This window comes from Micromonospora sp. NPDC005220 (genome assembly GCF_040607895.1).
Taxonomy (GTDB): domain Bacteria; phylum Actinomycetota; class Actinomycetes; order Mycobacteriales; family Micromonosporaceae; genus Micromonospora.
Genome location: NZ_JBEXHP010000086.1, coordinates 1 through 25050, shown reverse-complemented (window position 1 = coordinate 25050; position 25050 = coordinate 1). Strand labels below are relative to the sequence as shown.

Below are 25050 nucleotides of genomic sequence, written 5' to 3'. Positions count from 1 at the left end.
CTGTTGCTCCGGGGCCCGACGTCGCGGGGTCGTCCGTCAGGCGGCGGGGACCTCGGCGGTGGTGCGGATCCGGTCCAGCGCCGGGGCGGAGACCGGCGACTGCGCGGTCAGGTACGCCACGAACGCGTCCAGGTCGATCTGACCGGTGACCTGGTTCGTCCCGCCGGTGAGGGCGCTGAAGCCGTCACCGCCGCCGGCCAGGAAGTTGTTCACCGTCACCCGGTAGGTGGCGGCGGTGTCGACGGCGGTGCCGCCGATGGTGAGGCTGCCCCGGACCACGCGGGTGCCGGCGCACGGGTTGGCGACCGTACCGGTGGTGCCGTTCGGGTCGACCACGTAGCCCACCGTGGCCGACGGGTACAGGGTTCGACCGGTCACGAACTGCTGCTCCAGGACGCAGTAGAGCTGCGCGCCGGTGAGGTCCAGTGTCACCAGGTTGTTGGCGAACGGCTGGACCGTGAACGCCTCCTCGTAGGTGACCGGGCCGGCGTCGAGGTCGGCCCGGACGCCGCCCGGGTTCATGAAGGCGGCGACCGCGTTCTGTTCGTCGTCGGTGGCGGCGAGCTGCGCGTCGGCGATCAGGTTGCCCAGTGGCGATTCGCCCAGACTCGTACCAAAGAGGGTTTCCTGGCTCCGGGTGATCGCCTGGCTGGTCACACCGACCTGGCGTCCGGCGACCGGGCCGAGCACCGTCTTGTATTTGTTGATCAGCGCGGTCTGCTTCGGGTCCTTGGCGACGTCCCGGCTGACCACGACGTTGTTCGCGGCGGCGGAGATCACGTCGCCGCTCCGCGGGTCGATCTTGAGGTCGATGTCGGTGACCAGGCGGCCGAACGAGCTGGCACTGGTGACCAGCTTGCCGTTGATGTTGCAGTTGTACGCCTGGTGGGTGTGGCCGCTGACCACCACGTCGATCGACGGGTCCATCCGGTTGGCGATGTCCACGATGGGCCCGGTCATGCCGACGCAGTCGTTGATCCCACCGGTCGCGGCCTGGGTGCCGCCCTCGTGCAGCAGAACCACGATCGCCTGTACGCCCTTGCGGCGCAGCTCACGAGCGTACCGGTTGGCGGTGTCCGCCTCGTCGGCGAAGCTGAGACCGGCAACGCCCTGCTGGCTGACGATCTGCGGGGTGCCCTCCAGGGTCATGCCGATGAAGCCGACCTTGACACCCTGCACCTTGTGGATCGCGTACGGCGCCATCAGCGGCTTGCCGGTCGCGGTCTTGAAGGCGTTCGCGGACAGGTACTGGAAGCCGGCGCCCCGGTACGGGGTGCCGTCGGCGCAGCCGTCGACGGGGTGGCAGCCGCCGTTCTGGATCCGCAGCAGCTCGGCGGCGCCCTCGTCGAACTCGTGGTTGCCGACGCTGGCGTAGTCCAGCCCGGCCATGCTCAGCGCCTCGATGGTCGGCTCGTCGTGGAACGCGGCCGAGAGCAGCGGGGACGCGCCGATCAGGTCACCGGCGGCGACCGTGATGGTGTTCTTCTTCTTGGCGGCCGCGCGCAGCTCGGCCAGGTGGGTCGCGAGGTATTCGACGCCTCCGGCGGTCTGCCCGGCGATGGTGCCGCTGGAGCCGCTCGGGGGTTCGAGGTTGCCGTGGAAGTCGTTGAGGGCCAGCAGGGTGACGTCGACCGGCTTCGGCCGCGCGTCGGCTTGCTCAGGGCTGGTGGCGACCGCGCCGAGGGCGGCCACCGCGAGCGCGGTCAGGCCGACAGCGGCCCGACGCATCCCGGGTATGAACATGGATCTCCTTGTGAGAATCGGCGCGTACGGTGCCCGGCCTCTGGGTCGACCGGGGCCGCCGACGGACGCCGTCGAAAGGGTCGCGGATGGCGGTGGTTGAGCATGGGCCCCCGCCCCGAAAGCTTCTCATCCGGACGCCCACCGGTCGACCCGGGCAGCACATCGGAGCAGCGGGTACGCCGAGACCAGGAATCGATCACCGTTTGGCACGGTCTGCCGCACAGTGTCCGACCCAGGGTCTAGAAAGGACGAGACAGCCAACGCGGACAGGAGGCATCGTGAGCGGACCGACTCCGGTGGTGGAGCAGGTGCGATCGGCGGACGGCACGCCCATCGCGTTCGAGCGGTCCGGTGCCGGGCCGGCCGTCATCCTGGTCGGCGGCGCGTTCGGCGATCGCCACACGACCCGCGACCTGGCTGCGGCATTGGCACCGGACTTCACCGCCTTCGGCTATGACCGTCGGGGTCGGGGCCACAGCGGCGACACCGCACCGTACGAGGTCGGCCGTGAGATCGACGACCTGGCCGCCCTGATCGCGGCGGCAGGTGGTTCCGCCGCCGTCTACGGCATCTCCTCCGGCGCCGTCCTGGCCGCCCTCGCCACCGCACAGGGCCTGCCGGTGACCGGGTTGGTCCTGTTCGAGCCACCGTTCAAGGTCGGCACGCACGTGGGCGTCCACAAGGACATCACCCCGCAGCTCATCGAGCTGATCGCCGCCGACGACCGGGACGGCGCGTTGGAGATCTTCCTCAGCGCCTCGGTGGGGTTGCCGGCCGAGCAGATCACCGAGATGCGGTCGCAACCGATGTGGGCCGGGCTGACGGCGGTGGCACACACCCTGGTGTACGACGCGATCGTCACCGCCGGAGGGCGACTCCCCGCCGACCTGCTGGCGACCATCACCGCGCCGACCCTCGCGCTGGACAGCACCGGCAGTCCACAGTGGTTGCGGGATGCGAGTCGGGCGGCGGCCGAGGCCGTGCCGGGCGGCCGGTCGGTGAGCCTCGACGGCGGTTACCACGAGGTTCCGCCGACGACCCTGGCCCCGGTGCTGCGCGAGTTCCTGCTCGGTTGACGGCACCGACACACCGCCCGACCAGCGCACGGCGGGCAGATGATGGGAGGCACCCCGGACTGGCGCGCACCCGGCGGCTCAGCCGTCGGCCAGCACCTCGTCGACCAGTGCCGCTACGGCGTCCGACGGCCAGGCGCCCGCCACGCCGGGCCGGGCCGCCAGGTAGGTGGCGATCCGCTCGGCGGGCCAGCCGTGCGACTCGCGTAGGCCCCGGGCGATCATGCCGAGGTAGATCGGCGCGGGTGGTCGGCACCGCGCGGTTGACGCCCCGTCGGGTGCGGTGAAGGTGAGCATCGGAACGCCGTCGCGGCTACCCGGGCAGACCAGCGTCTCGTACCGTCCCGGGCCGAGCGTGGCCCGTCCGTTGGCGACGGCGGCGTCGATTGCCGCGCCGGTCGCCGGGACCAGCTCGGCCAAGTCGCCCGGCGGGCGGTACATCTCCTGGGCCGCGATGTCGGTGAACTGCTCCAGGGTGACCAGGTAGGCGCGGGCCGCGGCCTCGCCCGGCAGGTGCGGGTCGTAGAAGGCCATGCCGCCGGTCCAGGCCCCGGACTCGCCGGCGAAGTAGATGCCGCCGGGCAGCGACACCGGCGCCGACCGGCTCGGGGGACGCCGATCGCGGCAGCCCGGGTAGGTCCGCTTTCCGCCGGGTGGGCAGCCGCCACCGATGTACCAGGCCAGCCGGGCGGCGTGCATGTTCGAGCCGTACGAGACGTACCAGACCAGCACGGCGGCGACCTCAGAAGCCGCAGGTCTGCCCGGCGGAGTGGCTCACCTGCACGGTGTGCGTCACACAGCCGCCGGCCTCGACCGAGTGCAGCAGGAAGGCGGTGGGCTCGTGCACCCAACCGATCTGCTCGTCGGCGCTCATGGTGAGCGTGCTCTGCTTCCACGTGCTGGGTGCCACGGTGAGGACCGTGCCCGCGTACGCCGTGGTGACCGGGCGGTGCAAATGGCCGGCGGCGACCCGTACGACGTGCCGGTGGCGGCCGATCACCTCGGCGAGCGCGTCACCGTCGGCGAGCCGGATGGAGTCCGCCGCGGGGATACCGACCGCGACCGGCGGGTGGTGCAGGAAGATCACGGCGGGCACCTCGGGCCGCCCGGCGAGCACCCCGTCGAGCCAACCGAGTTGTTCCTCACCTAGTTGGCCGCCGTCGCTGCCGGGGACGAGCGAGTCGAGCACCACGACGGACGCCGCCTCGTGATCGACGTGGTAGTACGCCGAGAAGCCGCCGCCGAGCCACGGTGTGCCGCCGAACGCGTCGAGCAGGGACTCCCGGTCGTCATGGTTGCCGGTGGTCAGGTGCACCGGCAGCGGGAACCGGCCGATCACCTCGCGCAGCGCCGCGTACTCGTCGGGCTGGCCGTGGTCGGCAAGGTCGCCGGTGATCACCACGCAGTCCGGTCGGGGTCGCAGCGCCAGCACCCGTCCGAGCGCTCGGTGCAACCCGGCGGCCGGTTCGGCGGCGAGCAGGCCGGTGGTCAGGTGCGGGTCACTGAGCTGGGCGATGAGCATGGGCTCGCCTCCTCGGCGCCGGGTTGCTTCACGCTATCGCCGGGCGCGGCATCCTGGGGAGCAGGCGTCCACAGGCTGCGTCCACACCCTGTGGATAGCACGTGTGTACGAAGCCCGGTTGGCCCCAGTCAGCGTGAGTACGCTTGATCGAGCGGTTCGGCGTCGGCCGGGCCCCTCCCCTACCTGGAACGACGTGCGAGTGGATCATCAGCGAGTCATCCGTGACGTCACCGTCCGCCTGCCGATGGCGTCGAGCGCGCCGGAGGCGTGTCGATGGACGGTCACCGCGCTGTCCCGGCACACCCCGGCGACCATCTCCGTGCTGCTCGCGGTCCACGACCGCCTGCGCTGCGTCGCGGCGACCGGGGCCTGGCAGGTCTTCGCCACCGTGCCGGCGCGGACCGGCATCGTCGGCCGGGTGTACGCGAGCGGCGCTCCCGCCGTCGTTCCGGACGTCACCGTCGACCCGGACTACCTACCTGTACGCCCGGACGTGACCGCCGAGCTGTGCGTACCGGTGCTGGACCCGACGGGCCGGGCGATCGGCGTACTCGACCTGCAGTGGAGTGAGCCGACCGACCTGGAGCCGTGGCGGGAGACCGCGCAGCGGCTGGCCGACGGGCTCGGCGCGCGGATCGCCGCCCTCGGTGGCCCACCGGCGGAGAGCCGCAGCGAGAAGCTGCTCCGGCACGCGGCCGCGCTCTCCTCCGCGCCGACCGAGGAGGAGGTGATGGGGGTGGCGGCCGGCGCCGCCCGGGAGGTCTCCACGCTCTCCACCGCGCTGCTGCTGATCGGCGGTCAGCTCGGCCCGTCCCCGGCGACGCCGAGTGACCTGGAGACCCGGATCCGTGCCGAGTTGGCCGGGGCGGGTCCGGCCGCCCTGAACCGGATGGTCGAGCGGGCACACCGGTACGGCGCCGGCTACACGCTGGGCGAGGCCGGGCACCCGCCGACCGAGGACTACCGGCCGCTGACCCGGGCGGGGGTACGCACGCTGGTCGCCGTGCCGGTCGGGCCGACGGACGCCGGTGGGGTGTTGCTGGTCGCCGACGAACGCGCGCTGCGTCCGGACCCGACCACGGTCAGCCTGATGGAGTTGCTCGCCGGGCAGGCCTGGACGAGCGTGGACCGGCTGCGCACGCTGGCCCGACTGCGGGAGCAGGCCAGCTCCGACCCGTTGACCGGGTTGCGGCACACCGGCCCGTTCGGGCAGCGGATCGCGGCGGCCACCCCCGGGCGTACGGCCCTGCTGGCGATCGACGTGGACGGCTTCAAGAGCGTGAACGACACGTACGGCCACCAGGCCGGTGACCGGGTGCTGGTCGGGTTGGCGCGGGCGTTGGAGGGTGCGCTGCGGCACGGCGACGAGTTGTACCGGATCGGCGGCGACGAGTTCGTCGCGGTGATCGAGGTGAGCCGCCCGGAGGAGGCGGTCCGGATCGCCGAACGGTTGACCGAGGCGGCCCGACGCATCGGCCGCACGATCAGCGTGGGCGTCGCGCTACCCCGCCCCGGCGAAACCCCCAACGGCACCCTGAAAAGAGCCGACCAGGCCCTCTACGCGGTAAAGCGCCAGGGCCGAGACGGCGTCCAACTCTCCGCGGCCTAACCGCCCCGCCCCCAGTGGGGTGTGGCGCGCGGTCAGGAGGTGCGGAGCTCTTTGGCTAGGAGTTCGGCTATCTGGGCGGTGTTGAGGGCTGCGCCCTTGCGGAGGTTGTCGCCGGTGACGAAGAAGTCCAGAGCCCGGGGATCGTCCAGGGCGCGGCGGATCCGGCCGACCCAGGACGGGTCGGTGCCGACGGCATCGATCGGCATCGGGAACTCCCCGGCCGCGGGGTCGTCGACCAGGATCACGCCGGGGGCGTTGCGCAGCGCCTCGCGGGCGCCCTCGGCGTCGACCTCGGTGGCGAAGACCGCGTGCACGGCCACCGAGTGGCCGGTCACGACCGGCACCCGGACGCAGGTGGCGGAGACCTTCAGGTCGGGGAGACCGAGGATCTTCCGCGACTCGTTGCGGATCTTCATCTCCTCCGATGACCAGCCGCTGTCCGCCGGGGAGCCGGCCCAGGGGACCACGTTGAGCGCCATCGGCGCCGGGAACGGGCCCAGGTCGTCGCCGACCGCCTGGCGTACGTCGCCGGTGCGCGAGCCCAGCGCCCGATCGCCGGCGACCTTGGTGAGCTGGTCGTGCAGGATGTCCACGCCAGCCTGTCCGGCCCCGGAGACCGCCTGGTAGGAGGCGAGCACCAACTCCCGTAGGCCGTACTCGCGGTGCAGCGGCGCGACCGCGACGATCATCGCGAGGGTGGTGCAGTTGGCGTTGGCGATGATGCCCCGGGGTCGGTTGCGGACCTGCTCGGGGTTGATCTCCGGAACGACCAGCGGGACGTCGCGGTCCATCCGGAACGCGCCGGAATTGTCGACAGCGATCGCGCCTCGGCTGACGGCGATCGGCGCCCACTCGGCGGAGACCTCGTCGGGCACGTCGAACATGGCCACGTCGACCCCGTCGAACGCCTCGGGGGTCAGCGCCTGGACGACGAGTTCCTCGCCCCGGCAGCGCACCCGACGCCCGACGGAGCGCTCGGAGGCGAGCAGCCGGATCTCGCCCCAGACGTTGCGCCGCCCGGTGAGCAGCTCACACATCACGGTGCCGACGGCACCTGTCGCTCCGACCACGGCAAGGGTGGGCAGCGCCGTCATCGGCGCTACCTACCCGTCCCCGCGTAGACCACGGCTTCGGTGTCGCCGCCCAGCTCGAACGCGTCGTGAATGGCGCGGACGGCGGCGTCGAGGTCGGTGTCCCGGCAGACCACGGAGACCCGGATCTCGGAGGTGGAGATCATCTCGATGTTGACCCCGGCCGCGCCGAGCGCGGCGAAGAAGCCGGCCGCCACCCCGGGGTGCGAGCGCATGCCGGCGCCGATCAGCGAGACCTTGCCGACGTGGTCGTCGTAGAGCAGGCCCTTGAACTTGACCGGCTCCTGGATCTTGCTGAGCGCGGCCATCGCGGTGGGGCCGTCGGCCTTGGGCAGGGTGAACGAGATGTCCGTCCGGCCGGTGCCCTCGGTGGAGACGTTCTGCACGATCATGTCGATGTTGATCTCGGCGCCGGCGACGGTGTCGAAGATCCGCGCGGCGGCACCCGGCTCGTCGGGCACCCCGACGATCGTGATCTTGGCCTCGCTGCGGTCGTGCGCGACCCCGGTGATCAGTGCCTGCTCCACGGAAGGGTCCTCCATCGATCCGGTGACCATCGTGCCGGTGTTGGTCGAGTATGACGAACGGACGTGGATCGGCAACCCCGCCCGCCGGGCGTACTCCACGCTACGCAGGTGCAGCACCTTCGCGCCGCAGGCGGCCAGCTCCAGCATCTCCTCGTACGTGATGTGCTGAATGTGCCGGGCGTTGGGCACGATCCGCGGGTCGGCGGTGAAGATGCCGTCCACGTCGGTGTAGATCTCGCAGACGTCGGCGTGCAGGGCGGCGGCGAGCGCCACGGCGGTGGTGTCCGAACCACCGCGACCCAGCGTGGTGACGTCCTTGGTGTCCTGCGAGACGCCCTGGAAGCCGGCCACGATGACCACCGACCCCTCGTCGAGCGCGCCCTTGAGCCGCCCGGGGGTGACATCGATGATCCGGGCGCGGCCGTGCACCGAGGTGGTGATCACGCCGGCCTGCGAACCGGTGAACGAGCGGGCTTCGTACCCCAGGTTGTGGATGGCCATGGCCAGCAGGGCCATGGAGATCCGCTCCCCGGCGGTGAGCAGCATGTCCAGCTCACGGCCCGGCGGCAGCGGGCTGACCTGGTTGGCCAGGTCGAGCAGCTCGTCGGTGGTGTCGCCCATCGCGGAGACCACCACCACCACGTCGTCGCCGGCCTTGCGGGCGGCGACGATGCGCTCGGCCACCCGCTTGATCCGCTCGGCGTTGGCGACGGAGGACCCGCCGTACTTCTGCACCACGAGTGCCACGACGGTGCACTCCCTCCCAGCGACCCTGAGCGTGCCGACGCCGCCGGAACCGGGGCCGGCGGCGCGTGTCAGACCCCATGAGGGTATCCGGCGGGTAACGACGCCGGGTCAGGTGATCCCACCATCCGGCCCGTCCGGGGCCGGCCGGGCCGGTCCCACCAGGTCGGGCGGTACGCGGAAACGGCCCGCCCGACACGCCGGAACGGGCCCGGTACGCGTCGGCACCCACCAACCGCCCGCACCCACCAGAATGGGCCGGTGCCCGTCCTCAACCGCTCGGCCGGCCGCGTGCTCGGGCCGCTCGTCCTCGCCCTGTCGGCACTCCTGGTCGCCTGCACCAGTGAACAGCCGCCTCCCCCGCCACCCGCCGATCCGGGGCCGGTCGAGGTGGACGCCGCGCGCGATGAGTTGGCCGCGCTGGCCGCGGCGGCTCAGGACCGTCACCTGGTGGCCCAGTACGTGTACAGCCAGGCCGGCCAACCCGATCGGACCATCGTGTTCACCAGCGCGAACGACGGCAGCTGGCGGGTCGACGTGCCGGGGGGCGCGTTGGGTGGCACCGCCGATGTGTCGATGGCCAGCACGGCCGACGGGCTGTTCCAGTGCGCCCTGCCGTCGACCGGTCATGCCGAGTCGGCGAGTTGCGTACGCCTGGGTGAGCGCGACGACGCGATCCCCCGCCGGTCGGACCCCCGGGTCCAGCACCCGCTCACCGACTGGCTGGACGTGCTCACCGACCGCCGCGCCCCGTTGGCGGTCGCCCCGGCCACCGCACCCAAGGGCGTCACCGGCACCTGCTACTCGGTGGACTCCACCTCGGCGTCGCTCAACGCTCCGCTGGATGTGGGCATCTACTGCTACGACCAGGACGGCACGCCGACCGGCGTCCGGACCGGGGCCGGGACGCTGAGGTTGGCCGCTCCGCCCGCCCCGGCGCCGGCCACGGTGCAGCTGGCCGGCCCGGTGGTGGTCGATCGGGAGCCGCTGGACACCGCGGCGCCGACCCCGGACCCGTCGGAGAGCGCGGGCGCGGGAACGCCCTGATCTTCGTCCCGTTACGGGTGCTCTTGCCCACATTTGGTTACCCCGTCCTGGGCGGCGAATCACCCATACGGGACGATCTGTCCCATGGCCGACCTCACTCCACTGCTCGCCTACCGCTGGAGTCCACTGGCGTTCCACCCCACCGCGGAGTTGAGCGCGGCCGACGCGTCCTCCCTGTTGGAGGCGGCCCGCTGGGCACCCTCCCTGGGCAACCGCCAGCCCTGGCGGTTCACCCTCGGCTACCGGAACGACGAGACGTGGAAGCGCATCCTGGTCAACCTGCCCGAGCGCGACCAACGGTGGGCGCACCGGGCCGCCGCGCTGCTGCTCGCCGCACACGTCGACCCGGACGCCGCACCGGCCGACGGGGTCGCGTACGACCTCGGTCAGGCGGTCGCTCATCTCACCGTGCAGGCCACCGCGCTGGGGCTGCACGTGCGGCAGGTGCTGACAGTGGACCGCGCCGGACTCGCCTGCGACCTGCACCTTCCCGCCGACGTGCGGCCGTACGCGGTACTCGTCGTCGGGCAGCTCGGCGACCCACTCAGCCTGCCGGCGGACCTCGTCCCCGAGGAGACCGGCCTGCGTCGCCGTCGGCCCCTCGCCGACCTGTTGCTCGGCTGATCGACTGCCGGGGCTACTCGCCCCGACTGGCGCGCAGCAGGACGGCCGCGGCGGCGGTGTTGCGGTAGAGGACGTACCGGCCCTGTCGAGACCGGTTGACCAGGCCGGCGGCGTGCAGCGCGGCCAGGTGCTGGGAGACGTTTCCGGCGGACAGCCCGGTGAGCCGGGCCAGGTCGGTGGTGGTGGTCGCCGTGTCGAGCAGGTGCAGCAGCGCCGCCCGACCGGGGCCGATCACCCGCGCCAGCGGGTCGCCGGGCGGTGGCCCGGTCGCCTCCCAGAGCGTCCCGACCGCCCGGACCGGGTACGCGCCGGCCGGCAACGAGTCCTCCAGGAGGTTCCACAGCACCCGCCGCTCGGTGAACACCGTCGGGTTCAGCGCCAACCCTCGACCGCGGAGGTCGAAGTCCCGCTCGAACGGGTCGTCGCTGACCACCCGATCGCCGAGCCAGCGCAGGCTCGGGTGGAGCTGCTCGAAGAACCGACCGGCACCGCCCTCGGCGAGCTGGGCGGCTCGGTACGCCACATCGGCGTCGAGCAGCGCCCGCATCCGCGGCCAGTCCGGGGCGATCGCCTCGTCGTACCAGACCCGCACCGCGTCGACGAGCTGCGGCAGCAGCCCGCGAGGGTCGGCGAGCAACGCCTGCCCGAACGGACTCAGCGGCCGGCGCGCGGTGGTCGCCAGCAGATCCTGGACCACCACGGCCGGCGGCGTCGCCGCGATCTGGTCGAGCTGCTCGGCCATCTCCACGTTCGGCCGGGCCGCCGGGGTGAGGAAGTCGGGCAGCCAGCAACCCCGCCGGGCCAGCGCCGTCAGCGGTCGGACCCGGGCGGCGACCTCGGGACGGCGCAGCGTCACCCGGGCCCGGTCGATCCACGGCAGGTGCACCGCGTAGCGGACCGGGCTGGCCATCGCCCACATGCTCATGACCGTCTCGTTGGCCGGCGACACGGCGAGCCGCACTCCCGCGACGTCGGCCAGGCTGAACCGCAACTCGGACACACGCACCCCCCGCACGTAGGATTCGACCCAGCCTAAAAGGTTCGACCGGAACCAGGGGAACACGATTCACTCACCGCCCATGGGGGCCAGAGAGAACATCCGCACCGCTGTCCGAAACGTCGTACCTCCGGCCGGGATCACCCGTGCCCTGGCCGTGCAGGCCATGGTCTACGCCGTCGGCAGCGGCCTGTTCCACGCCGGCAGCGCCGTCTTCTTCACCCGGGCGCTAGGGCTCAGCGCCGCCCAGGTCGGGCTGGGCCTGTCCATCGCGGCGGGGGTGTCGCTGCTCGGCACGGTGCCGCTGGGCGGGCTGACCGACCGGTTCGGGCCGCAGCGGGTGTGGATCGTCGGGCTGGTGCTGGACGCGGCGCTCTTCGCGTCGTACCCGTTCGTGGGCGGCTTCGCGAGCTTCCTCGCCGTGGTGGTGGCGCTGGCGGCGGTGGACGCGTCGACCGGCGTGGCCCGCCAGGTCTACTCGATCAACGCGCTCCCCCCGGCCGAACGGGTCACGGCGATGGCGTACCAGCGTTCGTCGTTGAACGTCGGCTTCGGGCTGGGCGCGGTGATCAGCGGCCTGGTGCTGGCGGTGGACACGATCGAGGCGTACCGCGCAATGGTCTGGTTCATCGCGGCGGTGATCCTGGTGACGGCCCTGTTCGTGCGGCGACTGCCCCGACTGCCCCGGACGACCCGGCCGGTGGAGCCGATGAGCCGGCTCGCCGTGCTCCGGGACCGCCCGTTCATGGCCGTGTCCCTGCTGTCCGGGTTGCTCACCGCGCACCAGACGCTCTACCTGACGGTGATGCCGCTCTGGATCCTCACCCACACCGACGCCCCGAAGACGGTGATCGCCGCTCTGGTGCTGCTCAACACGGTCCTGATCGTGCTGCTCCAGGTACGCGCCAGCCGGGGCGCCGACACCGCCGAGGGCGCGGCCCGGGCCTCTCGCCGAGGAGCCCTACTGATCGCCCTGTTCTGTCTGGTCCTGCCGATCTCCGGGGTCACCCGGGGCGGGTTCACCATCGTGCTGCTGGTGGCCGCCGCGACGGTACTGATCCTGGCCGAGCTGATCGAGTCGGCGGGCACCTGGGGGCTCACCGCCACCCTGCCGCCGGCCGCCCAACGTGGCGCGTACGTGGGGGCGTTCCGTCTCGGCACGCAGGTGCAGTACCTGATCGCCCCGGCGGGGCTGACCGCGCTCGGGGTGACCACCGGCGGGTGGGGCTGGTTCCCGGCAGCGGCGATCTTCGTCCTGGTGGGGCTGGTTATCGTGCCCGTCGTGGGCTGGGCCGGACGGACCCCGAGGCTGGGCGCCGACGCCCCGGAGCAGACCATGACGCTGGTCCCATAGTCCGGACCCACCTTCCCACCCTCCGTTACATCACGTAGGGTGACGTGGTCATGTGGCAGGCGCTTCTCCTCCTTAGCCGCCGCGACGAGGCCTGACCGGCCGGCACCTCGTCGCGGAGTCGCATCGCGCCGTCCAGCACATCTGAGTTTCTTATCGGCACCGCCGCGCACCGTCGCCCGGCGATTCGCTGACACCTTCCGATCTGCTGACGCCACATGTTCCAGGGAGCACTCTGAGATGGCTCAACCTGTCACCGACGCTGATACCGATCCGATCGCCCGGCAACGCCCGAGCCGGATGCCGTACCACCGCTACCAGCCGTACCAGGAGCAGTTCCGGGTCGACCTGCCGGACCGCACCTGGCCCACCCGCACCGTCGAGGCCGCGCCGCGCTGGTGCGCGGTGGATCTCCGGGACGGCAACCAGGCCCTGATCGACCCGATGTCGCCGGAGCGCAAGCGCCGGATGTTCCAGCTGCTGGTCCAGATGGGCTACAAGGAAATCGAGGTCGGTTTCCCGTCGGCCAGCCAGACCGACTTCGACTTCGTCCGGCAGCTCATCGAAGAGGACATGATCCCGGACGACGTCACCATCCAGGTGCTCACGCAGTGCCGGGAGCACCTGATCGACCGGACGTTCGAGTCTCTGCGCGGCGCGAAGCGGGCCATCGTGCACTTCTACAACTCGACCTCCACCCTCCAGCGGCGGGTGGTCTTCGGCCTGGACAAGGACGGCATCGCCGACATCGCCACCACCGGCGCGCGGCTCTGCCAGAAGTACGCGGAGATCCACACCCCGGACACGGAGATCTTCTACGAGTACTCGCCGGAGTCGTACACGGGCACCGAGCTGGAGTACGCGCTGGAAGTCTGCTCCCGGGTGATCGACGTGATCGACCCGACCCCCGACCGGCCGCTGATCATCAACCTGCCGGCCACCGTCGAGATGGCCACCCCCAACGTGTACGCCGACTCGATCGAGTGGATGCACCGGCACCTGCCGCGCCGGGACAGCGTGGTGCTGAGCCTGCACCCGCACAACGACCGGGGCACCGGCGTGGCCGCCGCCGAGCTGGGTCTGCTGGCCGGTGCGGACCGCATCGAGGGCTGCCTGTTCGGCAACGGTGAGCGCACCGGCAACGTCGACCTGGTGACCCTGGGGCTCAACATCTTCTCCCAGGGCATCGACCCGATGATCGACTTCTCGAACATCGACGAGATCCGGCGAGCCGTCGAGTACTGCAACCAGCTGCCGGTGCACGAGCGCCACCCGTACGCGGGTGACCTGGTCTACACCGCCTTCTCCGGCTCCCACCAGGACGCCATCAAGAAGGGCTTCGACGCCCTCACCGCCGACGCGAAAGCTGCCGGCGTACCGGTGGACGAGCACACCTGGGCGGTGCCGTACCTGCCGATCGACCCGAAGGACCTGGGCCGCACCTACGAGGCGGTCATCCGGGTCAACTCGCAGTCCGGCAAGGGCGGCGTCGCGTACATCATGAAGAGCGAGCACCAGCTGGACCTGCCGCGCCGGCTCCAGATCGAGTTCTCCGGGGTGGTGCAGCAGGTCACCGACCACGACGGCGGCGAGGTCGACCCGACCGCCATGTGGGAGATCTTCGCGACCCACTACCTGCTCGACCACCAGCCCGACCCGGCCGTCCGCCTGGCCGGCTACACGATCGGCACCGCCGACGGCAAGGTCGAGATCGAGGCCCACGTCGGTGTCGGTGGCGAGCAGCGGTCCCTCGCCGCGGTCGGCAACGGCCCGATCGACGCGTACGTGAACGCGCTCCAGTCGGTCGGGGTGGGCGTGCGGGTGCTCGACTACCACGAGCACGCGCTCTCCTCGGGTGGTGACGCGCAGGCCGCCGCGTACGTGGAGTGTGAGGTGGACGGGAAGACGGTCTGGGGTGTCGGCACCGACGCCAACATCGTCACCGCGTCGATCAAGGCGGTCACCAGCGCCGCCAACCGCGCTCGCCGCTGATCTCAGGCGCTGCGTCCCCGAGGTGGTTCGCTACCTCGGGGGCGTGGCGGCGGGCAGCGAATGGCAGGGTTGGGACGGCGGGGCTTGCCGGGGCGGTCGGTGGACCAGCGCGAGGGCCAGCACCGCGCCGACCACGAGCAGCCCGGCGCACCACTCCATCGCTGAGCGGAACGCGTCGGTCAGCTCGGCCTTCTGCTCGTACCCCCCGCCGGAGAGCCCGACCAGCAGCGGCAGCGACGCCACCGCGAGCAGGCCACCGGCGCGGGACGCGGCGTTGTTGAAGCCGCTGGCCACCCCGGAGAACCGGTCCTGCACGGCGGCCAGCACCGACGCGGTCAGCGGTGCCACCACCAGGGTCAGCCCGATGCCGAAGAGCAGCACCCCGGGCAGCACGTCCCGCCAGTACGACGCGCCCGGTCCGACGCCGCGCAGCAGCAGCAGACCGAGCGCGGCGATCACCGGTCCGATGGCCAGCGGCAGCCGCGGGCCGATCCGCGCCGACAGCGCACCGGCCCGCGCCGACCCGACCAGGAGCAGCAGGGTCATCGGCAGCAACGCGATGCCGGTGCGGAAGGCCGACCACCCGACCACGTTCTGCAGGTAGACGGCGAAGAAGAAGGTGAAGCCGCCGAGCGCCGCGTAGACGACCACGGTGAAGAGGTTCAGCACCGAGAAGAGCCGGCTGCTGAACAGCCCGGTGGGCAGCATCGCGGCATCGCCGCGCCGCCGCTCCAGCAGCACGAAGGCCACCGCGGAGAGCACCCCGACCACCGCCGCGATCAGCACCTCGGCGGAGTCGAACCCGCGTGCCGGCACGTCGATCAGGGCGTAGGTGACGCCGGCCAACGCGAGCGCTCCGAGCAGGGCTCCGGCGACGTCGAAACGCCGTCGGGTCCGATCCCGTCCCTCGGTCCGGGAGGCGCTCTCGTCCCGGCTCTCCGGCACCCAGCGCAACGCGGCCAGCAGCACCAGCAGGGCGATCGGCAGGTTGAGGAAGAAGATCCAGCGCCAGGAGAGCGCGTCGATCAGCCAACCTCCGATGAACGGGCCCAGCGCGGTGGACACCCCGGACAGCCCGGCCCAGGCACCGATCGCGCGGCCCCGGTCGTCGGGGTGGAAACTCGACTGGAGCACCGACAGCGACCCGGGGGTGAGCAACGCGCCACCGGCGCCCTGGAGGAACCGGGCCCCGATCAGCCAACCGGTGCCCTGGGCCAGCCCGCACAGCACGGAGGCGGTGGTGAACCAGACCACGCCGATGAGGAAGACGCGTCGCCGGCCGAAGCGGTCCCCGAGCGCACCGCCGAGCAGCACGAACGCCGCCAGCATCAGCAGATAGCCGTTGATGGTCCACTGGAGATCGGCCACGTTAGCGCCGAGGTCCTGCCCGAGCTTCGGCAGCGCCACGTTGACGACGGTGGTGTCGAGGAAGACCATTCCAGAGGCGAGTACGGCGGCGAGCAGCGTGCCCCGGCCGGCGGTGGTGCCCATCCGGAGGGCGGTCGCCGGTACGGGTGCGGTCATCCCACCAATCTGCCTTGCATCATGTGGGAGACGCCGCGAAACGCCGAAACCGTGCCCGGGTACTGTGCGCAATCGCCGGAAGCCCCCAAGCTGGAGAGGTGTCGTCTGTGCGTACCAGATCAGGACCGCGAGCGGCGGTGGCCGCGCTTGCCGCGGCGCTGGCGCTCGGCGTGGCCGGTTGCGTCCCGCAGGATGAGCCGACCACACCGCCGCCGAGCGACGGCGGCAACGCCTCGGAGCAGCTCAGCCAACTCACCGTCGCTACCGCCGGCTCGATGAAGGGTTACAGCCGGGAACGTTTCCCGCACTGGCGGGACACCGGCAAGAACTGCGATGTCCGGGACAGCATCCTGCAACGCGACGGCAAGGACGTGAAGCTCTCCGGCTGCAACGTGGTCGGTGGGCGCTGGGAGAGCGTGTACGACGGCCGCAGCTTCTCGGACCCCTCCGACGTGGACATCGACCACATGGTTCCGTTGGCCAACGCGTGGCGCTCGGGTGCCGACGAGTGGGACAACGCGAAGCGGGGCGATTTCGCCAACGACACCATTCGTCCGCAGCTCTTCGCGGTTTCCGCCGCCTCGAACCGGGCAAAGGGTGACCAGGACCCGTCCCAGTGGAAGCCGGCAAACCGATCGTACTGGTGCAAATACGCACAGGACTGGGTTGCGGTCAAGCACTACTGGCGGCTGACCGTGACCACCGCGGAAAAGGCCGCCCTGACCGACATGTTGGAGGGCTGTTGAGTGGGGAGCCAGTCGTGACCGCCGCCGAGCAGAGCGGCCCGTCCGCCGCCGGGATGATCGCCGACGGCACCGCCGAGACCCCCGCCGCCGTGCCGGGTGCCGGCATGGTCGCGGACTCGGGCGGCGCGGCCGGCCCGCAGACCCGCACCACCGACATCGTGCCCGGCCCCGGCGGCGTGATGACCGACGAGGTCGGCGTCGTCACCGGTGATCTGACGCTGCGCACGGAGTACGCGGACGGCAAGGTCACCCTGCGGGTGCAGTACAAGGACGCGGACGAGTGGTACACGGTGACCGGTACGTCGGTCACGTTGGCCGATGCGGCTGGGCTGGACGCGGTGCACGGCGTCGCGGTGGGGCTGCTGAACCGCCCCGAGGGGTGACGGCCGCCGGCACCGCGTCCAGTCTCAGACGTACGAACCGGGCTCGGTGGGTGCGGAGACCACGCCTGGCGTGTCCCCCTCGCCCTCGGGCCGGACGATCTGCGCGCTGACCCCGTGCGGGCGCAGTTCGCCGCTGGCGATCTGCTCGGCGAAGTGACAGGCCACCCGGCTGGCGCCGATCTCCCGCAGCACCGGTCGCTCGTCCGCGCAGCGGGTGGGCTGCGCCCACGGGCAGCGGGTGTGGAAGCGGCAGCCGGACGGCGGGTTGGCTGGCGACGGCAGGTCACCGGCGAGCAGGATCCGCTCCCGGCGGTCCTCCACGTCCGGGTCCGGCACCGGCACCGCGGACATCAACGCCCTGGTGTACGGGTGCAGCGGCTCGGTGTAGAGCCGGTCGCTCGGTGCCTCCTCGACCAGCGCCCCCAGGTACATCACGCCGACCGTGTCGGAGATGTGCCGGACCACCGCGAGGTCGTGCGCGATCACCAGGTAGGTCAGCCCCAGGCTGTCCTGGAGTTCGTCCAGCAGGTTGACCACCTGGGCCTGGATCGACACGTCGAGCGCGGAGACCGGCTCGTCGGCGACGATCAGCTCCGGTCCGAGCACCAGCGCGCGGGCGATGCCGATGCGTTGCCGCTGCCCGCCGGAGAACTCGTGCGGGTAGCGGGACAGCGCCCAGCGCGGCAGCCCGACCGCGTCCAGGGTCTCGCCGATGATCCGTCGACGGTCGGTGCGGTCGGTGCCGATCCCGTGGGTCTGCAGGCCCTCGGTCAGGATCGACTCGACGTTCTGCCGGGGGTCGAGGCTGGACATCGGGTCCTGGAAAATCATCTGCATCCGGCGACGCATGCTGCGCAGCTTGCCGGGCGCCAGCGTGGTCAGCTCGACACCGTCGAAGCTGACCTCACCGGCGGTCGGCGGGGTGAGCTGGAGCAGCGCCCGACCCAACGTGGACTTGCCGCAGCCGGACTCGCCGACCAGGCCGTACGTCTTGCCCCGCGCGATGCTCAGGTCGACCCCGTCGACGGCCTTCACGTGGCCGACGACCCGGTCGAAGAGCACCCCCCGCTTGATCGGGAAGTGCACCTTCAGGTCACGCACCTCGACGAGGATGTCGTTGTCACTCACGCCAGCACTCCGCTTCGCTCCGCGCCGGCGTGAGACGCCACGCTGCTGTGCCTGATGGTTCGCTCGCTACGCTCGCTCACGCTTCCTCCTCGCGCGGGGCGGGCACCATGCCCGGCAGCGGCTCCGGGTTGACGCACCGGTAGCTCCGTCCGTCGTGCGCGTGCACCAGCTCCGGCGGCTCACCCACGCACTCGTCGGTCCGTCGGGCGCAGCGCGGGGCGAAGGCGCAACCGTCCGGCCAGGGCAGCAGGTCGCGGACCGAACCGGGAATCGGGTTGAGCTTCTCGCCCCGCCCGGCGTCCAGGCGCGGCACCGAGCCGAGCAGACCCACGGTGTACGGGTGACGCGGCTGGCGGAACAGCGGACGACGGCGGGCCGTCTCCACCACCCGGCCGCCGTAGAGCACGTTGACGGTGTCGCACATGCCGGCCACCACGCCCAGATCGTGCGTGATCATCAGCAGTGCGGTGCCGGAGTCCCGGACCAGCTCCTTGAGCAGCTCCAGGATCTGGGCCTGGATGGTGACGTCCAGCGCGGTGGTCGGCTCGTCGGCGATCAGCAGCCGAGGCTGGCAGGCCACCGCCATCGCGATGAGCGCACGCTGGCGCATCCCACCGGAGAGCTGGTGCGGGTACTCCTTGAGCCGCCGCTTCGGGTCGGGGATACCGACCCGGTCCAGCAGCGCCGCCGCCTCCTTCGCCGCGACCTCACCCTTCATCCCCCGGTGCCGGGTGAGCACCTCGGTCACCTGCAACCCGATCGGGATCACCGGGTTCAGTGAGGAGAGCGGGTCCTGGAAGATCATCGCGATGTCCCGGCCCCGGATGTCCCGCCGCGACCGGTCGTCGAGCTGGAGCAGCTCGGTGCCGTCGAAGACGGCCTTGCCGCCGACCCGCAGGCCGGGCTGCTTGGGCAACAGACCCATGATCGCGAGCGAGGTGACGCTCTTGCCGCAGCCGGACTCGCCGACCAGGCCCACCACCTCACCGGCATCGACCGAGAAGGACACCCCGTCCACCGCGTGCACGGCCCGCTGACCGCGGCGGGCGAACGTGACGGAGAGATCTTCAACTTCGAGCAGTGCCATTGGGGGCCTACTTCCGCAGCTTCGGGTCGAGGGCCTCACGCATCGCCTCACCCAGCAGGGTGAAGCCGAGCGCGGTGATGATGATCGCGACGGCCGGGTAGATCGCCAGCGACGGCCGGATGCCGAGGTACTGCTGCGCGTCGGCGAGCATGACCCCCCACTCCGGTACGGCGGTGTCCGGGTTGCCGAGGCCGAGGAAGGAGAGCGCCGCGGCCTCGATGATCGCGGTGGCCAGGGTCAGCGTGGCCTGCACGATCACCGGGGCGAGCGAGTTCGGCACCACGTGGGTCAGCGCGATCTTCGACTTCTTGACGCCGAGCGAGGTCGCCGCCAGCACGTAGTCGCTGTTCGCCTGGGAGATCATCGAGCCGCGCAGCAGCCGGGCGAAGACCGGCACCGAGACCACGCCGACCGCGATCATCACGGTGGTCAGGCTGGCCCCGAGCAGAGCCGCGATGCTCACCGCCAACAGCAGGCTCGGCATCGCCAGCAGCATGTCGATGAAGCGCATCAGGGTGGTGTCGATCCACCGCCCCCACCGGCCACCGAGACCGGCCGCAGCGCCGGAGACGCCACCGATCAGCGCGCCGATCGCCAGACCGATCAGGGTGGAGACCACGCCGACCAGCAGGGTCTGGCGGGCGCCCACGATCATCCGGCTGAACTCGTCACGGCCCTGGTGGTCGTAACCGAACCAGTGCTCGCCGGTCGGGCCGGGGATGACACCCGGCTTGATCAGCCCCTCCCGGATGCCGATCGTGTCCGTCGGCGCGTACGGCACCAGGAACGGGCCGACCACCGCGACCAGTACGAAGATCGCCAGGATGACCGCGCCGACGATCGCGGCCGGGTTGCCGCGCAGCCGGCGGAACGCCTCCTGCCAGAGGCTGACACCCCGCTCGTCGTCGCGGGCGGCCAGCTCGGAGAGCCGGTCGATCTTTTCGCGCTTCTTGCCTGGGCTGAGTGTCATCGCACCCTCACCCTCGGGTCGATGAAGCTGTAGGAGAGATCGACCAGGAGGTTCACCAGCACGTACACCACCGCGATGATCAGGATGAAGCCCATCAGCACCGGATAGTCGCGTTGGCCGATGGCCTCGGCGACGAACGCTCCGATGCCGCTGAAGGCGAAGACGGTCTCGGTCAGCACCGCGCCGGAGAGCAGGCCGCCCGCGAGCAGACCGATCGAGGTGGCCACCGGCAGCATGGCGTTGCGCAGGACGTGCCGGCGACGAACCGTCTGCTCGGTCAGGCCCTTCGCCTCGGCGGTCCGTACGAAGTCCTCGTTCAGCACCTCCAGCACGCTCGCCCGGGTGATCCGGACGATGATCGCCAGCGGGATGCTGGCCAGGGCGATGCTGGGCAAGACCAGATGCCAGAGGGCGTCGGCGGCGGCGTCCCACTCACGGGTCATCAACCCGTCGAGGACGAAGAAGTTGGTTACCCGGGTAGCCCCGAGCGTCGGGTCCTGCCGGCCGCTGGACGGGAACCAGTGCAGGTTCTCCGAGAAGATCGCTTTGAGCACGTAGCCCAGGAAGAAGACCGGGATGCAGATGCCGATCAGCGAGCCGCCCACTGACGCGTGGTCCAGGAAGCGGCCGCGACGACGGGCGGCCAGGTAGCCCAGCGGGATACCGACACCGATCGCGATGATCATCGCGGTGATGGTCAGCTCGACGGTGCCGGGGAAGCGCTCGATGAACTCCGTGGTGACCGCCCGCTTGGTGGAGGTCGAGGTGCCCAGGTCGAGCTTGATCAGCCGGCGGACGAAACGGCCGTACTGCACCAGGATGGGCTCGTCGAGCCCCATGTTGCGGCGGATCGCGGCCCGCATCTCGGGGGTGCCGCGCTCGCCGAGGATGGCGGTCTCGGGGCCGCCGGGGAGTCGGCGGAGCCAGATGAAGAGCAGGAGGGAGAGCCCGAACAGCGTGGGTATCAGCTGAAGCAGGCGCCTGACGATGAACCGGAACACGGCGGCCTCGAAGGGGTGCGGAGGGTTGCGGGCGGGCGCTGTGCTCCAGCGCCCGCCCGCGTTCCTTGCTGCGTCAGATCAGGACTTACTTGAACTCGGCGGTGGAGAACCGCTCGTCGGTGAGCGGGCTCGCCTTGACGCCGGTCACGTCCTTGCCGAACACGATCGCCGGCGGCGAGTGCGAGATCGGCACACCGGGCAGGAAGTCCATCACGGACTTGTTCAGGGCCTTGTACTTCTCGGTCCGGGCCGCGATGTCGGCGGTGGTGTCCGCGTCCTTGAACTGGTCGAACAGGGCCTTGTTGTTGAAGCCCCACTCGTCCTTCGGCCGGTCGAAGAAGGTACCGATGAAGTTGTAGGCGTCGCCGTAGTCACCGGTCCAGCCGAGGAAGTGGAGGTCGTGCTTGCTACCCGAGGTGGTGGCGTTCAGGTAGTCCGGGCTCCACTTCAGCGGGATCGCCTCGACGGTGATGCCGACGGCCTTCAGGTCCGCCGAGAGCAACTCGAAGATGTCCTTCGGGTTCGGCATGTACGGCCGGGTGACCTCGGTCGGGTAGTGGAACTTCAGCGTCAGGTTCGACGCGCCGGCCTCGGCCAGCAGCGCCTTCGCCTTGGCCGGGTCGTAGGTGTACTTCGTGACGTCACCGTTCCAGCCTTCGACGGTGTCCGGCATGAAGTTGTCGGCGACCTTGGCGCCCGGCGGCAGCTTGGAGGTGACCAGCTGCTGACGGTTCAGGGCGTACGCGATGGCCTGCCGGACCCGGAGGTCGGCGAGCTTCGGGTTGCCCTTCTGGTTGATCGCCAGGTAGAGCACGTTGAACGCCGGGCGGGTGAGGACGTTGAAGCCCTCGTTCTTCAGCGGGTCGACGTCGGCCGGGCCGACCAGGTCGTAGCCCTGGATGTCACCGGAGCGCAGCGCCTGCTTGCGGGCGTTCTCGTCCGAGATCGTCTTGAAGATGAGGGTCTTCAGCTTGGCCTTGGGGCCCGAGTAGTCCTCGTTGCGCTCCAGGGTCAGCGTCTTGTTCGCGACGTCCCAGGCCTTGAACTTGAACGGGCCGGTGCCGGTCGGGTGCGCCGTGGCGTACGCCGGGTACTTGATGTCCTCGGCGGTGCCCGCGACGTTGCTCGCGTCGAACTCCTGCAACGCCTTCGGGCTGTGGATGGAGAACGAGGGGAGCATCAGCGCGGCCGGGATCTTGCTGGAGACGCGGGTGAACGCCAGGTCCACAGTGGTCGCGTCCTTGGCGGCACACGACTTGAAGAGGCTCGGCGGGAGCTCCGCGTCCTCGTTCTTGGCGAAGCCGCCCATGACGTCCTGCCAGTACGCGGTCACGTCCGGGCTCTGCATGAGGCCCTTGGCGTTGTACCAGCGGTTGAAGTTGACGCAGACGGCCTCGGCGTTGAAGTCGGTGCCGTCGTGGAACTTCACGCCCGAGCGGAGCTTGAAGGTCCAGGTGGTGCCGGCGGCGTCCGGCGTCCAGGACTCGGCCAGGCCGGGGGTGACCTTCGTGCCACCCTCCTCCGGCCGGACCAGGGTCTCGAAGACCTGACGCGCCACGCGCAGCGACTCACCGTCGCTGGCGAAGCTCGGGTCGAGCACCTTCGGGTCTCCGGCGACGCCGAAGACGAGGGTGTCCTTCTTGCTACCACCGGATTTGTCGTCGCGGTTGCTCTCGGCGCAGCCTGCTACCGCGAGGGCCGCGACCGCGACGGCCGCGATCGCGACCTTCGGCCTGGGTGCACGCATGTGTGCTTCACCTCGTCCTTGGGGGTACGGACAACGTGGTGACAGGGGTCACCGATGGCGGTGACCATAGCTCCCGATGCGTCCACCCGGAAACCGTTGAGTGGACGGTTGGTATCGGATCGTGCCTCAACCGCCGCTTGACATTCGATTCGTAGGTGAACGGCGGCAAAAACCGATCAATCTGCACCCGCGATGCCAAACTGTTACGTCGAACAGCCCCGATGAGGGCACAGGTGTCAGATCATTTCCGGGCAGACGCAGCGGTGGCCGGCACCCGACCCGGGTGCCGGCCACCGGCCGTACGACAGCGGATCAGACCGCCCGGCGCCCCTCGAAGGCCCGACCGAGGGTGATCTCGTCGGCGTACTCCAGATCGCCGCCGACCGGCAGCCCACTGGCCAGCCGGGTCACCGAGATGCCCATCGGCTTCACCATCAACGCCAGGTAGGTGGCGGTCGCCTCGCCCTCGGTGTTCGGATCCGTGGCCAGGATCAACTCCCGCACCCCGCCACCACCGAGCCGGATCAGCAACTCCCGGATGCGCAGATTGTCCGGACCGATCCCCTCCAGCGGATTGATCGCGCCACCCAACACGTGGTAGCGACCGCGGAACTCACCCGTCCGCTCGATGGCCACCACGTCCTTGGGCTCCTCCACCACGCACAGCACCTCGTCGGTGCGGCGCGGATCGCGACAGATCCGGCACTGCTCGGACTCGGCCACGTTGTAGCAGGTCGTGCAGAACCGCACCAGCTCCTTGACCTTGCGCAGCGCGCCGGCCAGCCGGTTGACGTCGGCCGGATCCGCCGAGAGGACGTGGAACGCGATCCGCTGAGCGCTCTTCGGACCCACGCCCGGCAACCGACCCAGCTCGTCGATCAGATCCTGGATGGCACCTTCGTACATCTGCCGGCTCAGAAACCGGGCAGGCCGAGGCCGCCCATGCCGCCGGCGACCGGGCCCATCTTGCGCTCGGTCAACTCCCGGGCCGCCTCGGCGGCGTTGTGCACGGCCGCGACGACCAGATCTTCCAGCGTCTCCACGTCATCCGGGTCGACCGCCTTCGGGTCGATCTTGATGGCCTTGAGCTCACCGGAGCCGGAGACGGTCGCGGTGACCAGCCCACCACCGGCGGTGCCGGTCAGCTCGGCCTCGGCCAGCTCGGCCTGGGCGGCGGCGATCTGCTGCTGCATCTTCTGCGCCTGCTTCAGCATCTGCTGCATGTTCGGCTGTCCACCTGGGCGCACGGGATGGCTCCTTCTCACACTCGTCTGCTCGACCGCCGCTCAGCCTATCCGCTGGGACCGACCTCGCCCCGCCCGGTTCGTCCGCCCACGCCGAGCCCTCCGGTACGGCTACCCCTACCCCGAACCGGCCATCTGCTGGTAGTGCGCCGGGCCCCGTCGCACTGGTCTGCTCGTGGCATGAACCTCAACCGCACCGGCCGGGTCGGCGCGCTGTGCTGGCTCGCGGCCGCACCCATCTTCCTCGTCGCCAGCCTCATCACCGGGTTGCGGTGGCGCGAACCGACCTACAGCTGGGCCACCCACAACATCAGCGACCTCGGCAACGCCCACTGCGGCAGCTGGGACACCACCCGCCCCCGCTACGTCTGCTCGCCGTGGCACCCACTGATGAACACCGCGATGCTGGCCACCGCCGTACTGCTCGCCGTCGGGCTCCTACTCACCTGGCGAATCCTGGGCCGCGGCCCGCTGGTGCGCTCGGCCCAGACACTCCTGCTGCTGGCCACCGGCGGGTACGCCCTCGCGGCCCGCTACCCGGCCGACGTCAACGAGAACCTGCACGTCCTCGGCGCATTCCTGATCATGGGGGTGGGCAACATCGGCCTGCTCCTCGCCAGTTTCGCCAGGCGTGACACGACGCTCGGCAGGTGGCGACGGCTCACCCTCACCGCCGGCCTCATCGCGCTGGCCGGAACGACGCTGTTCTTCGCCCAGCAGGGCCTAGGTATCGGCGTAGGCGGCATGGAACGAGTAGCGGTCCTGCCCTTCCCCCTCTGGGCCTGCGCCCTGGGAGTCCTACTAGCCGAACCCCCCACCCCCGCCCCCGTCGATCATGGAGTTGTGGTGCCTGAATAGGCCGGCGACGGGCGGTTTGTCACCCACCACAACTCCATGATC

Annotated in this window: 23 protein-coding genes; 9 read left to right on the top strand and 14 right to left on the bottom strand. The window is 70.8% G+C overall.

Annotated elements, in window-relative coordinates; translation table 11 throughout:
• Window positions 1-36: 36 nt before the first annotated feature.
• Entirely contained in the window at window positions 37-1743 is a 1707-nt protein-coding gene (locus ABZU52_RS24770) for a bifunctional metallophosphatase/5'-nucleotidase (protein WP_354973367.1), read from the bottom strand.
• Window positions 1744-2021: 278 nt separating this feature from the next.
• On the opposite strand from ABZU52_RS24770, the gene ABZU52_RS24765 reads away from it, so the two are divergent.
• Entirely contained in the window at window positions 2022-2819 is a 798-nt protein-coding gene (locus tag ABZU52_RS24765; RefSeq protein WP_354973366.1) for an alpha/beta fold hydrolase, read from the top strand.
• Between the two features lie 78 nt (window positions 2820-2897).
• Here the strand turns inward: ABZU52_RS24765 and ABZU52_RS24760 are convergent, their stop codons facing one another.
• Both ABZU52_RS24760 and ABZU52_RS24755 read right to left on the bottom strand, forming a co-directional pair.
• Complete coding sequence (locus ABZU52_RS24760) at window positions 2898-3548, bottom strand: histone deacetylase (RefSeq protein WP_354973365.1); 651 nt, start codon at window positions 3546-3548, stop codon at window positions 2898-2900.
• 10 nt (window positions 3549-3558) lie between these two features.
• Window positions 3559-4338 carry a phosphodiesterase gene (locus tag ABZU52_RS24755; protein ID WP_354973364.1) on the bottom strand — a complete coding sequence of 260 codons (780 nt, stop codon included), beginning with the start codon at window positions 4336-4338 and terminating at the stop codon, window positions 3559-3561.
• Between the two features lie 199 nt (window positions 4339-4537).
• Between ABZU52_RS24755 and ABZU52_RS24750 the strand changes: the two genes are divergently transcribed.
• The gene (locus tag ABZU52_RS24750) at window positions 4538-5947 is read left to right on the top strand and encodes a sensor domain-containing diguanylate cyclase (RefSeq protein ID WP_354973363.1); all 1410 of its coding nucleotides are present in this window, start codon (window positions 4538-4540) and stop codon (window positions 5945-5947) included.
• Between the two features lie 32 nt (window positions 5948-5979).
• Here ABZU52_RS24750 and ABZU52_RS24745 read toward each other — a convergent pair whose 3' ends face one another.
• Together ABZU52_RS24745 and ABZU52_RS24740 are read right to left on the bottom strand one after the other, a co-directional pair.
• Window positions 5980-7041 carry an aspartate-semialdehyde dehydrogenase gene (locus ABZU52_RS24745; protein WP_354973362.1) on the bottom strand — a complete coding sequence of 354 codons (1062 nt, stop codon included), beginning with the start codon at window positions 7039-7041 and terminating at the stop codon, window positions 5980-5982.
• A gap of 5 nt (window positions 7042-7046) precedes the next feature.
• Window positions 7047-8312 (bottom strand): aspartate kinase, encoded by a 1266-nt coding sequence (locus tag ABZU52_RS24740; protein ID WP_354973361.1) that lies wholly within the window; start codon window positions 8310-8312, stop codon window positions 7047-7049.
• A 258-nt stretch (window positions 8313-8570) separates the two neighbouring features.
• Between ABZU52_RS24740 and ABZU52_RS24735 the strand changes: the two genes are divergently transcribed.
• Together ABZU52_RS24735 and ABZU52_RS24730 are read left to right on the top strand one after the other, a co-directional pair.
• Window positions 8571-9356: a hypothetical protein gene (locus ABZU52_RS24735; RefSeq protein ID WP_354973360.1), complete on the top strand. Its 786-nt coding sequence runs from the start codon at window positions 8571-8573 to the stop codon at window positions 9354-9356.
• Window positions 9357-9440: 84 nt separating this feature from the next.
• On the top strand, window positions 9441-9980 hold the full coding sequence (locus tag ABZU52_RS24730) for a nitroreductase family protein (protein ID WP_354973359.1): 540 nt from the start codon (window positions 9441-9443) through the stop codon (window positions 9978-9980).
• Between the two features lie 13 nt (window positions 9981-9993).
• Here ABZU52_RS24730 and ABZU52_RS24725 read toward each other — a convergent pair whose 3' ends face one another.
• The gene (locus ABZU52_RS24725) at window positions 9994-10986 is read right to left on the bottom strand and encodes an ArsR family transcriptional regulator (protein ID WP_354973358.1); all 993 of its coding nucleotides are present in this window, start codon (window positions 10984-10986) and stop codon (window positions 9994-9996) included.
• A gap of 73 nt (window positions 10987-11059) precedes the next feature.
• Between ABZU52_RS24725 and ABZU52_RS24720 the strand changes: the two genes are divergently transcribed.
• Both ABZU52_RS24720 and leuA read left to right on the top strand, forming a co-directional pair.
• Complete coding sequence (locus tag ABZU52_RS24720) at window positions 11060-12331, top strand: MFS transporter (RefSeq protein ID WP_354973357.1); 1272 nt, start codon at window positions 11060-11062, stop codon at window positions 12329-12331.
• Window positions 12332-12568: 237 nt separating this feature from the next.
• Window positions 12569-14320, top strand: a complete 1752-nt coding sequence (leuA, locus tag ABZU52_RS24715; RefSeq protein WP_354973356.1) for a 2-isopropylmalate synthase — start codon at window positions 12569-12571, stop codon at window positions 14318-14320.
• A gap of 30 nt (window positions 14321-14350) precedes the next feature.
• Here the strand turns inward: leuA and ABZU52_RS24710 are convergent, their stop codons facing one another.
• Complete coding sequence (locus tag ABZU52_RS24710; RefSeq protein WP_354973355.1) at window positions 14351-15844, bottom strand: MFS transporter; 1494 nt, start codon at window positions 15842-15844, stop codon at window positions 14351-14353.
• 107 nt (window positions 15845-15951) lie between these two features.
• Between ABZU52_RS24710 and ABZU52_RS24705 the strand changes: the two genes are divergently transcribed.
• Together ABZU52_RS24705 and ABZU52_RS24700 are read left to right on the top strand one after the other, a co-directional pair.
• Window positions 15952-16590: an HNH endonuclease family protein gene (locus tag ABZU52_RS24705; protein ID WP_354973354.1), complete on the top strand. Its 639-nt coding sequence runs from the start codon at window positions 15952-15954 to the stop codon at window positions 16588-16590.
• Window positions 16591-16604: 14 nt separating this feature from the next.
• On the top strand, window positions 16605-16973 hold the full coding sequence (locus ABZU52_RS24700) for a hypothetical protein (protein WP_354973353.1): 369 nt from the start codon (window positions 16605-16607) through the stop codon (window positions 16971-16973).
• Between the two features lie 24 nt (window positions 16974-16997).
• Here ABZU52_RS24700 and ABZU52_RS24695 read toward each other — a convergent pair whose 3' ends face one another.
• The 7 genes from ABZU52_RS24695 to ABZU52_RS24665 all read right to left on the bottom strand — a co-directional run bounded on the left by ABZU52_RS24695 (window position 16998) and on the right by ABZU52_RS24665 (window position 24129).
• Window positions 16998-18101 (bottom strand): oligopeptide/dipeptide ABC transporter ATP-binding protein, encoded by a 1104-nt coding sequence (locus tag ABZU52_RS24695; RefSeq protein WP_354973352.1) that lies wholly within the window; start codon window positions 18099-18101, stop codon window positions 16998-17000.
• A 76-nt stretch (window positions 18102-18177) separates the two neighbouring features.
• Entirely contained in the window at window positions 18178-19188 is a 1011-nt protein-coding gene (locus ABZU52_RS24690) for an ABC transporter ATP-binding protein (RefSeq protein ID WP_354973351.1), read from the bottom strand.
• Between the two features lie 7 nt (window positions 19189-19195).
• Complete coding sequence (locus tag ABZU52_RS24685) at window positions 19196-20158, bottom strand: ABC transporter permease (RefSeq protein WP_354973350.1); 963 nt, start codon at window positions 20156-20158, stop codon at window positions 19196-19198.
• Complete coding sequence (locus tag ABZU52_RS24680; protein WP_145778530.1) at window positions 20155-21159, bottom strand: ABC transporter permease; 1005 nt, start codon at window positions 21157-21159, stop codon at window positions 20155-20157. The genes ABZU52_RS24685 and ABZU52_RS24680 overlap by 4 nt, the downstream gene beginning before the upstream one ends.
• 85 nt (window positions 21160-21244) lie before the next feature.
• Entirely contained in the window at window positions 21245-22906 is a 1662-nt protein-coding gene (locus tag ABZU52_RS24675; RefSeq protein WP_354973349.1) for an ABC transporter substrate-binding protein, read from the bottom strand.
• A 312-nt stretch (window positions 22907-23218) separates the two neighbouring features.
• Window positions 23219-23812: a recombination mediator RecR gene (recR, locus tag ABZU52_RS24670; RefSeq protein ID WP_278149514.1), complete on the bottom strand. Its 594-nt coding sequence runs from the start codon at window positions 23810-23812 to the stop codon at window positions 23219-23221.
• A gap of 8 nt (window positions 23813-23820) precedes the next feature.
• Window positions 23821-24129 carry a YbaB/EbfC family nucleoid-associated protein gene (locus ABZU52_RS24665; protein WP_007466279.1) on the bottom strand — a complete coding sequence of 103 codons (309 nt, stop codon included), beginning with the start codon at window positions 24127-24129 and terminating at the stop codon, window positions 23821-23823.
• Window positions 24130-24330: 201 nt separating this feature from the next.
• Between ABZU52_RS24665 and ABZU52_RS24660 the strand changes: the two genes are divergently transcribed.
• Window positions 24331-25008, top strand: coding sequence for a DUF998 domain-containing protein (locus ABZU52_RS24660; RefSeq protein ID WP_354973348.1), 678 nt, complete (start codon window positions 24331-24333; stop codon window positions 25006-25008).
• Window positions 25009-25050 lie beyond the last annotated feature (42 nt).

Bases quoted from the DNA above. Each gene is read 5' to 3' on its own strand.
- ABZU52_RS24770 (WP_354973367.1), bottom strand. From the start codon at position 1,743: ATGTTCATACCCGGGATGCGTCGGGCCGCTGTCGGCCTGACCGCGCTC.
- ABZU52_RS24755 (WP_354973364.1), bottom strand. From the start codon at position 4,338: ATGCTCATCGCCCAGCTCAGTGACCCGCACCTGACCACCGGCCTGCTC.
- ABZU52_RS24745 (WP_354973362.1), bottom strand. From the start codon at position 7,041: ATGACGGCGCTGCCCACCCTTGCCGTGGTCGGAGCGACAGGTGCCGTC.
- ABZU52_RS24730 (WP_354973359.1), top strand. From the start codon at position 9,441: ATGGCCGACCTCACTCCACTGCTCGCCTACCGCTGGAGTCCACTGGCG.
- ABZU52_RS24720 (WP_354973357.1), top strand. From the start codon at position 11,060: ATGGGGGCCAGAGAGAACATCCGCACCGCTGTCCGAAACGTCGTACCT.
- leuA (WP_354973356.1), top strand. From the start codon at position 12,569: ATGGCTCAACCTGTCACCGACGCTGATACCGATCCGATCGCCCGGCAA.
- ABZU52_RS24710 (WP_354973355.1), bottom strand. From the start codon at position 15,844: ATGACCGCACCCGTACCGGCGACCGCCCTCCGGATGGGCACCACCGCC.
- ABZU52_RS24690 (WP_354973351.1), bottom strand. From the start codon at position 19,188: ATGGCACTGCTCGAAGTTGAAGATCTCTCCGTCACGTTCGCCCGCCGC.
- ABZU52_RS24685 (WP_354973350.1), bottom strand. From the start codon at position 20,158: ATGACACTCAGCCCAGGCAAGAAGCGCGAAAAGATCGACCGGCTCTCC.
- ABZU52_RS24675 (WP_354973349.1), bottom strand. From the start codon at position 22,906: ATGCGTGCACCCAGGCCGAAGGTCGCGATCGCGGCCGTCGCGGTCGCG.
- recR (WP_278149514.1), bottom strand. From the start codon at position 23,812: ATGTACGAAGGTGCCATCCAGGATCTGATCGACGAGCTGGGTCGGTTG.
- ABZU52_RS24665 (WP_007466279.1), bottom strand. From the start codon at position 24,129: ATGCAGCAGATGCTGAAGCAGGCGCAGAAGATGCAGCAGCAGATCGCC.
- ABZU52_RS24660 (WP_354973348.1), top strand. From the start codon at position 24,331: ATGAACCTCAACCGCACCGGCCGGGTCGGCGCGCTGTGCTGGCTCGCG.